General features: G+C 74.8%; 4 protein-coding genes. 2 read left to right on the plus strand and 2 right to left on the minus strand.

Going from position 1 to position 6,795, the window contains the following annotated elements:
• Positions 1 to 114: 114 nt before the first annotated feature.
• Entirely contained in the window at positions 115 to 1,716 is a 1,602-nt protein-coding gene (locus ACFXOZ_RS35885; RefSeq protein ID WP_380594109.1) for an ABC-F family ATP-binding cassette domain-containing protein, read from the minus strand.
• Between the two features lie 165 nt (positions 1,717 to 1,881).
• A complete protein-coding gene (locus tag ACFXOZ_RS35890; RefSeq protein ID WP_380594111.1) occupies positions 1,882 to 3,234 on the minus strand; it encodes an NAD(P)/FAD-dependent oxidoreductase in 1,353 nt (450 codons plus the stop codon).
• A 468-nt stretch (positions 3,235 to 3,702) separates the two neighbouring features.
• Here ACFXOZ_RS35890 and ACFXOZ_RS35895 point away from each other — a divergent pair, with 468 nt between their 5' ends.
• Positions 3,703 to 4,872, plus strand: coding sequence for a magnesium and cobalt transport protein CorA (locus ACFXOZ_RS35895; RefSeq protein WP_375889442.1), 1,170 nt, complete (start codon positions 3,703 to 3,705; stop codon positions 4,870 to 4,872).
• Positions 4,873 to 5,106: 234 nt separating this feature from the next.
• Positions 5,107 to 6,678 carry a hypothetical protein gene (locus ACFXOZ_RS35900; RefSeq protein WP_380594113.1) on the plus strand — a complete coding sequence of 524 codons (1,572 nt, stop codon included), beginning with the start codon at positions 5,107 to 5,109 and terminating at the stop codon, positions 6,676 to 6,678.
• Positions 6,679 to 6,795: the final 117 nt, after the last annotated feature.

The raw sequence follows: 6,795 nt of genomic DNA on the forward strand, positions 1-6,795 counted from the left end.
GCCGGGTCCGCCGTCAATGGCCACGACCGCCCCCCTTTCTCCGGTCGGCCGAGGCGCGGAGGGCCGTAGCGGCCCGCCGGGGACCGGCGGACCGCTACGGGCGGGGGTGGTGGCTCAGGCCTGGGTGACCAGGTCCAGGTACGCGTCGTGCCAGAGGTCCTCGTCGCCGTCCGGCAGCAGCAGCACCCGGTCCGGCCGGAGCGCCTCGATGGCACCGGGGTCGTGGGTGACCATCACGATCGCGCCCGGGTAGGTGCCGACCGAGGCCAGCACCTCGGCCCGGGAGGCCGGATCGAGGTTGTTGGTCGGCTCGTCCAGCAGCAGCACGTTGGCGCCGGAGTGGACCAGGGCGGCCAGCGCCAGCCTGGTCTTCTCGCCGCCGGACAGCACGCCGGCCGGCTTGTCGGCGTCGTCCCCGCGGAACAGGAACGCGCCGAGGACGGTCCGCAGTTCGCCGTCGGTCAGCTCGGGCGCGGCCGCGGCCAGGTTGTCGCGCACGCTGAGCGCGGGGTCCAGGGTGTCGTGCTCCTGGGCGAAGTAGCCGAGCCGCAGGCCGGTGCCGGCGACGACCCGGCCGGAGTCCGGGCGTTCCCGCCCGGCCAGGACGCGCAGCAGGGTGGTCTTGCCGGCGCCGTTGAGGCCGAGCACGACCGTTCGGCTGCCGCGCTCCACGGCGAGGTCCAGGCCGCTCAGCACCGTCCGGCCGCCGTAGGCCTTGGCCAGGCTCACCGCGCCGAGCGGGGTCCGGCCGCAGGGCGCGGGCTCGGGCAGCCGGATGCGTGCCGTGCGCTCGGTCTGCCGTACGGGTTCCAGCTCGGCGAGCATCCGGTCGGCGCGCCGGGCCATGCTGCGGGCGCTGGTCGCGGTGGCGACGTTGGACCGCATCCGGTCGGCCTGGGCGTGCAGGGCGGCGGCCTTGCGTTCGGCGTTGGCCCGTTCCCGGGTGCGGCGGCGCTCGTCGGCCGCACGCTGGGCCAGGTAGGCCCGCCAGCCGGTGTTGTGGACGTCGAGCGCGGCGCGCTGCGGGTCCAGGTGGAAGACCCGGTTGACGGTCTCCGCCAGCAGGTCGAGGTCGTGGCTGATCAGCACCAGTCCGCCCCGGTGGGTGGCGAGGAAGCCGCGCAGCCAGCCGACCGACTCGGCGTCCAGGTGGTTGGTGGGCTCGTCCAGCAGCAGGGTGCCGTGGTCGGCGAACAGGATGCGGGCCAGTTCGACCCGGCGGCGCTGGCCGCCGGAGAGGGTGCCGACGGGGGCGTCCAGCATCCGGGCGGGCAGCCCGAGTCCGGCCGCGACCCGGGCGGCCTCGGCCTCGGCCGGGTAGCCGCCGCGGGACTGGAACGCGGCGTCGGCGCGCGCGTAGGCGTCCATCGCCCGGCGTTCCTCGGCGGCGGAGCCGGCCACGGCCATGGCCCGCTCGGCGTCGCGCAGCGCGCGGAGGGCGGTGTCCAGGCCGCGGGCGGACAGGATGCGGTCGGTGACGGTGACGGCCGGGTCGGCGGCGCGGGAGTCCTGCGCGAGGTAGCCGACCGGTCCGGTGCGGGTGACCGTACCGGCGGCGGGGGGCAGGTGCCCGGCGAGGGTGGAGAGCAGGGTGGTCTTGCCGGCGCCGTTGCGGCCGACCAGGCCGATCCGGTCGCCGGGGGCGATGTGCAGGGTGACGTCGGACAGCAGCAGACGGTCGCCGACGCGCACGTCGACACCATGGGTGGTGATCATGGGGTAACGCTCCGAAACGACTAGCGGACAGACGGGTGGCGTGGAGGCGGTCCGTCAGCTAGGAGATGCGGGGCGTAGACATGTCGGCCAGGGTAACGGGCGGCCGGTCCGGACGCACCCGAATTAACGGGTGCGTCCGCTTGGCGGGTGCGTCCGCGCGGGCCGTCAGCCGCGCAGCACGGCGGCCACCACTGCCGGGTGGAACAGCCGGGTCGGTGGCGCGACCAGCGACAGTACCTCGTGGAAGGCCGCCGTGATCTCGGGGTTGTGGGTGGCGCCCCGGAGCACCTTGTCCAGGTAGCGGTGCTGGAGCCTGATCAGGGCGCCCGAGGGCCCGCCCGTGGTGGCGGCGAAGCGGACGTCCTCGGCGCTGGACATCATCCACGCGGTCTTGGACACCGCCGCGATCTCCCGGCGCGCGTCACGGGCGGTGGCGGGCCCGACGCCGCCGTGCCGGGCGGCCGTGCGGCGCAGCACCTGGGCGCAGAACAGCGACACGGTGATGCCCTGCCCGTACACCGGATTGAAGGTGCTCGCGGCGTCGCCGACCGCCACCAGGCCGTCCGGGGCGCCGCGTTCGTAGTGCCGCCGTACGCCCGGGCCGGGCAGGAAGCCGCGTACCTCGCCCGCCGGTTCGGCGTCCCGCAGCATCTCCGCGAGGGCCGGGTCGCGCAGCCGGGACAGGTGCTCGGTGAAGCCCTCGGTGCCGGGCGCGGGCTCCGCGCCGCGCATCCCGGCCAGGCTCACGATCCAGCGGTCGCCCTCGACCGGCAGCAGGACGCCCATCCGGGGCTTGTCCGGGGCCTTGGTCTGGAGGTAGACGGCCTGGTGGCCGAGGTCGACGCCGGTCGGTCGGTGGAACAGCCGGGAGGCGTACGCGACGCCCGCGTCCACCCGCTCCTCCGGCACCGGGCGGCCCAGTTCGCCGAGCCACTTCGGCACCGAGGTCGAGCGGCCGGCCGCGTCGATCACCAACTCGGCCGGGATCTCCCGGACTTCGCCGCGCCCCTGGACGTCCCCGCGCTCCCGGCCGCGCTCGCGGACCTTCACCCCGGTGACCCGCTGCGCCGAGCCGAGCAGGCCGACCACGTCGGTGCCCTCCAGGAACTCGATCGACGGTTCGGTGCGGACCCGGTCCAGCACCACCTTGTCCAGCACCGGCCGGGTGCAGGAGAGGAAGGCCAGTCGGGCCGGGTAGTCGGCCATCCAGCCGGCGGAGCTGAGCCACCGGAGGTCGCCCGAGGTGGAGACCCGGTGCGCGCCCGCGTCGGTCAACTCCTGCTTGATGCCGGGCATCAGCTCCTCCAGCGCGCGGTGCCCCGCCTCCAGCACCAGGTGCGCGTGCCGGCCCTGCGGCACCCCGGCCCGGAACGCCGGCGTGTCCGGGTACCGGTCCCGCTCCACCACGACGATCCGCTCGGCGCGCCCCCGCAGCGCCCAGGCCGCCACCACGCCGGCCAGCCCGCCGCCGATCACCACCGCCGTGCCCCGCCCGGGGGCCGTCTCCGAAGAATTCATGCGACGTAGCGTAGTGGTGGCGGCGTCGGACCGTAATCGTTCCAGCTGGACGAACGGGCCGACGGCGTAAGTCCGTTGGGGCCCGGTCCGGACGGCCTCGGGGTCGCCGGTGGGTCCGGTCGGAAGGGTGGTGGAGAGGGGCGGTGGTCAGGGGCGGTGGAGAGGGTCGGTCGTGCGGGTACTAACATCGGGTGGGGTTGCGTCGGCGTCCCCCGGGGCGCGCGGATTCGAGGAGGTGAGAGCCGTGGAGTGCAGTAGTACGGGTCGAAGTCGGCCCCGCCCCCGGTTGTCCCGCAGGATTCGCGGCCCCCGGCACTCCTCCTCCCGTAGGGCTCCCGCGCAGGGCTGACCCCGCCACCGGCGGGGCGCACTGCCGGTCGCGCCGTGCGCGTGGCGGCGGGCCGGGCGCCTCCGGCCCACCGTGCCGAGCACGGCGGTGGCCGGGCACCCACCGTGGAGGTTCCCCGCATGTCCGACTGGCGTGTGCGCGCCGTGCGCGCGAGCAGGCGTCCGTTCTCCCGTCCGACGGCCGAGCGCCGGCCCGTCGACCCCCGGTCCGCGCCCGAGCACTCGATGGACCCGCGCCCGGACCAGCCGGTCGAGCCGGGGGCGCTGGAGCGTTCCCTGGTGGACGCGGCGGTCTACCGCGACGGCCGCCGCACGGACGCGCCCGCCGACCTCGCCGCGATCTACCGCGAACTGCCCGACCGGCCCGGCACGATGGCCTGGATCGGGCTGTTCCGCCCGGCGGAGGCGCAGCTGCTGGAGGCCGCGGACCGGTTCAACCTGCACGAACTGGCCGTCGAGGACGCCATCGTGGCCCACCAGCGGCCGAAGCTGGAGCGCTACGGCGACACCCTGTTCGTGGTGCTGCGCGCCGCCCGCTACCTGGACGAGGCGGAGGAGGTGGACTTCGGCGAGATCCACCTGTTCGTCGGCCCCGAGTTCGTCATCACCGTGCGCCACTCGCAGGCCCCGGACCTCTCCGCGGTGCGCCGCCGCCTGGAGGACGACCCGGAGCTGCTGGCGCTCGGTCCGGAGGCGGTGCTGTACGGGGTGCTGGACGCCGTGGTGGACGGCTACGCGCCGGTGATCGCCGGGCTCCAGCACGACATCGACGAGATCGAGACCGAGGTGTTCGGCGGGGACCCGCACGTCTCCCGCCGGATCTACGAGCTGTCCCGCGAGGTGATCGAGCTCCAGCGGGCCACCCGGCCGCTGCTGGAGATCATGCGGAGCCTGGAGGCGGGCTTCGGCAAGTACGGCACCGACGAGGAGCTCCAGCGCCGCCTGCGGGACGTCGCCGACCACGCCACCTACGCGGCCGAGCGGGTGGACGGCTTCCGGCAGATGCTGCAGAACATCCTGACGGTGAACGCGACGCTGGTCTCGCAGCGGCAGAACGAGGAGATGAAGCAGCTCGCCGAGGCGGGGCACGCGCAGAACGACGAGATCAAGAAGATCTCCTCCTGGGCGGCCATCCTGTTCGCGCCGACCCTGATCGGCACGGTGTACGGGATGAACTTCGAGATCATGCCGGAGCTCAAGTGGGCCTTCGGCTATCCGTTCGCGGTCGGGCTGATGGCGCTGGTCTGCACCGGGCTGTACCTGGTGTTCAAGCGCCGCGACTGGCTCTGACGGCCCCGGGCCGGGCAGCTGCCGGGCGCCGCTCCGGGCCGTCCGGGTGCCACCGGCGACCCCGCGCTAAGGAAGCGTCAAGATCCCCGTCCGCCGGTGTCAAGGAGCCGTCAGGGAGCGTCCCACCGCCGGTGGCGCGGCACTAGCGTCGCGCGGCGGAGAGAAACGGTTCTGTGTTCGGTTCCCACCGGGAGCCCCGGCGGACCGTGCCACGGGGGAAAGGGACGTGTGGTCATGACCACCTCGACAGCAGGCAGATCGGCCACCTCGGAGGAGGCGGCCGCCGGAGGGGACGACGGCCCGGAACCGGCCGGGAGCGGCGAACCCGCCGGACCGCGGCCGCCGTCCGGACCGTGGCTGCCGTCCGGGCCGCTGGCCCGGCTCGGGCAGGGCCTGCGGACGGTCGGCAGCCGCTCCTACTGGACCACCCCGCGCCTGGTCTGCGCGCTCACCGCGCTGAGCCTGGCCGCCCTGATCGGCCTCGGCGCCACCGCCACCGCCGTGCTCGGCGGCGCCCGGGACGGCACCGACACCATCGGCCACCGGGCGGCCCCGCAGGCCACCCGCGCCGCCGACCTCTACTTCGCGCTCAGCGACATGGACGCCCAGGCCGCCAACCTGCTGCTGGTCGGCGACGACCAGGACTACGCCGCGCTGCGCAAGCAGACCCTGGACACCTACGAGCAGCGCCGCAACCAGGCCGACGACGACCTCCAGCAGGCCGCCCAGGCGGCCGCCGCCGACCCGGCCGGGCAGCGCGCCGTCCAACTGGTGCTCGGCCGGCTCGGCAGCTACGAGGCCCTGGTGGCCCGCTCCCAGCTGCTGGAGGAGCAGGCCAAGGCCCCGGCCGGCCAGCCCTCGCCCGCCGCCCTGGACGCCTACCGGCAGGCCTCCGACCTGCTGCGCAGCCAACTCCTGCCCGCCGCCGACCAGGTCACCGCCGCCAACGAGGCGACCGTCGACCGCGTCTACGGCGAGCAGCGCGACGCCCTGGGCACCGGCTGGTGGTGGCTGTTCGGCGCCGGACTGCTCGCCCTCGCCGCGCTGGTCGGGCTCCAGCGCGCGCTGCTCGTGCGCTACCACCGGGTGTTCAACCCGGCGCTGGCCGGCGTCACCCTGCTGACCGGGGTGGTGCTGGTGACCGGTCTGGCCCTGGTGGGCCGCACCTCGGACCACCTGGTGACGGCCAAGAGCGACGCCTACGACTCGGTGATCGCGCTCAGCCGCTCCCGGGCCGTCGCGTACGACATGAACGCCGACGAGAGCCGCTACCTGATCGACCCGAGCCGGGCGGCCGTGTGGGAGCAGGCCTACCTGGAGCAGAGCCAGGCGATCGTCCACCTCGACGGGGCGACCCTGGACACCTACGGCACCCGGCTGCAGACCGCCGTCGAACGCCACCACCAGGACCGCTCCACCGTCCCCTTCGGCGGGTACCTGGGCGCCGAGCTGAACAACATCACCTTCCCCGGCGAGCAGGCGGCCGCCGAGCGGGTCCTGAGCGCCTTCCAGGAGTACCAGGCGATCGACCACCGGATGCGCGTGCTGCGCGGCGCGGGGCAGCTCAAGGACGCGATCACGCTCAACACCGGCCTCGCCGAGGGGCAGTCCAACTACCAGTTCGGGCAGTTGGGCGCGGCCATGCAGGACACCATCGACGTCAACCAGAAGGCGATGGACTCGGCCCTCGCGGCGACCGACGGCGACCTCGACGGCACCACGGCGGCCCTGGGCGGGGTCGTCCTGGCGGCGGCGGTGGCGCTCACCGCGCTGGGGGTGCGGCCCCGGCTGCGCGAGTACTGGTAGCGCGAGTGCCGGTGGCGCGCGTACCGGTGGCGCGAGTGCCGGTGGCGCGCGTACCGGTGGCGCGAGTGCCGGTGGCGCGCGGCCCGACGACCGGGTGACGGGGGAGGACTGGAAGGC

Source organism: Kitasatospora sp. NPDC059160 (assembly GCF_042755465.1).
GTDB lineage: Bacteria > Actinomycetota > Actinomycetes > Streptomycetales > Streptomycetaceae > Kitasatospora.